The sequence below is a fragment of the Arcticibacter eurypsychrophilus genome (genome assembly GCF_001730525.1).
In the GTDB taxonomy this organism is placed as follows: Bacteria; Bacteroidota; Bacteroidia; order Sphingobacteriales; family Sphingobacteriaceae; genus Arcticibacter; species Arcticibacter eurypsychrophilus.
In genome coordinates this window covers 1-1,630 of the sequence record NZ_MDFN01000066.1, presented here as the reverse complement: position 1 = coordinate 1,630, position 1,630 = coordinate 1, and the positions used below count along the sequence as shown (strand labels likewise).

Below are 1,630 nucleotides of genomic sequence, written 5' to 3'. Positions count from 1 at the left end.
AAGGGAGAAACTTACAGGAAGGAAGCTTTTGTCGTCAAAATAACCCAGTACCAGCATCCGGTATCCCAGCACATAACGCATGGATACATGGTCCCATAATCGGCTGATGTTTTCCATTATGGTGCCCGACTTGGTAACAGGCTGTTATCAATGATCAGCATCCGGTGCCCTGGAGCAGCACCAGTTCCTTTGGCTAAACAGATTTTTACAAATCGCCCTGCGAATCCAAACAGCAGCTTCTCCCAGTTGATTTCATGCATCTTTTTCATCCTATAAAAGCTATCCTTACGGGCTGTGAGTGGTGTACTACTGCTTTGTAAAAGAGAATGCATATTCGTTTTTCCGGTAAAGGGTACTATTAAAAGCATACCGAGTAAATCGGAAATCTTAAACCCTTTTTTCTTAAGTGGATCCAGTGATTTGTATATAGATTTAAATTCAAAGAACGATAACCAGTTTAGAAAACGTAATGTTATATTTTCTTTACAATCAAATTGTGTTTTTATTTCAGAAATTCTATTGGTATCTTTGGAGTGCAGCATGTTTTTTTGTTTTTTTTTGCGACTCCAATACACTCATTTTGAGTGTATTATTCAAAAAAACTGCTGCTTTTTTATGCCCTAAATATCCATAAAAATCTCCTGCGAAGCTTTAGTATCTAAATCAACAATTATATCCTTAACGCTTAAATTATGACTCTCGCATAGACTACCAAGTGCATCTTTGATTGAAATATTGTCCCATTTCAAAGGTGTTGAAGAATTGGAAATATTTAAATATATCCAAACTCGCTTTGCATGCATCCATCTGCAATAACATTCGATTAGCCCAGCGGTTGGCTTATTTTGATTCTCTTCATATTCCAGTTGTGCTTTTGTATTACGATCTAAAAACAACTTAAAATCAGATTTTGTGCCAATCTTTTCAAGTTCTTTATCGTTATAAACCATTCCGATGTCATGATATACGGTGCTCAATATTAGCATAGCGCACTCTAGAGCGGTCAATTCTGTTACATCATCTCCTAACAGGTCACCAATTAATTTAATAATATTTACCTGATGCCTATTATTATGAAGCGTATATTTTGGAAATACCCTGTTGTATTCATTAAGCAACGGCATTGCATACGTAATATGGGCTTTGACTAATGAGATATTTTCAGGAGTTGCATGCGCGGTAGTAGTAAAATGTTCCCAAAGAGCAAGATAAAAAAATCATCGAAGATTTGGTTAGGTTGTGGCATTAATTATTGTTTTTTGTGAAAATACTTAAAATGAACAGCTAAATATCAAAAACGATTTATTAGAATTCAGATACCTAGTAAATATTTGCAACCATTGATTAGATTGTAGAAATATAATTTTCTCTAGTGCGGGTTATACTTGTTTCTCACTGCGGCATTTTAGGTGCAATTTTCAGTATAATAAAAATTAAATTTACGATCAGTTTTTAAAATAAGACTTGTAGATCTGAAAGAGATAGGCTTATCGATATTAGGATTACTATTCTAAGCAGCCACTTATTGACAGTAATATTGACTGTAAAAAGAAAAAGCCAATATAAGTATCTGACTTACATTGGCTTTAATTCAATCTTGTGATCCCGCTGGGATTCGAACCCAGGACCA

At 34.7% G+C, this 1,630-nt stretch carries 1 protein-coding gene and 1 pseudogene; both read right to left on the bottom strand.

Annotated features, from left to right (window positions below; translation table 11 throughout):
* Window positions 1-542: pseudogene (locus BFL47_RS20595) on the bottom strand (IS4 family transposase); the annotation flags it as partial.
* A 78-nt stretch (window positions 543-620) separates the two neighbouring features.
* Window positions 621-1,124 carry an HD domain-containing protein gene (locus BFL47_RS18965; protein WP_069661365.1) on the bottom strand — a complete coding sequence of 168 codons (504 nt, stop codon included), beginning with the start codon at window positions 1,122-1,124 and terminating at the stop codon, window positions 621-623.
* Between the last annotated feature and the right edge of the window lie 506 nt (window positions 1,125-1,630).

Coding starts and splice junctions, on each gene's coding strand:
- BFL47_RS18965 (WP_069661365.1), bottom strand. CDS start 1,124: ATGCCGTTGCTTAATGAATACAACAGGGTATTTCCAAAATATACGCTT.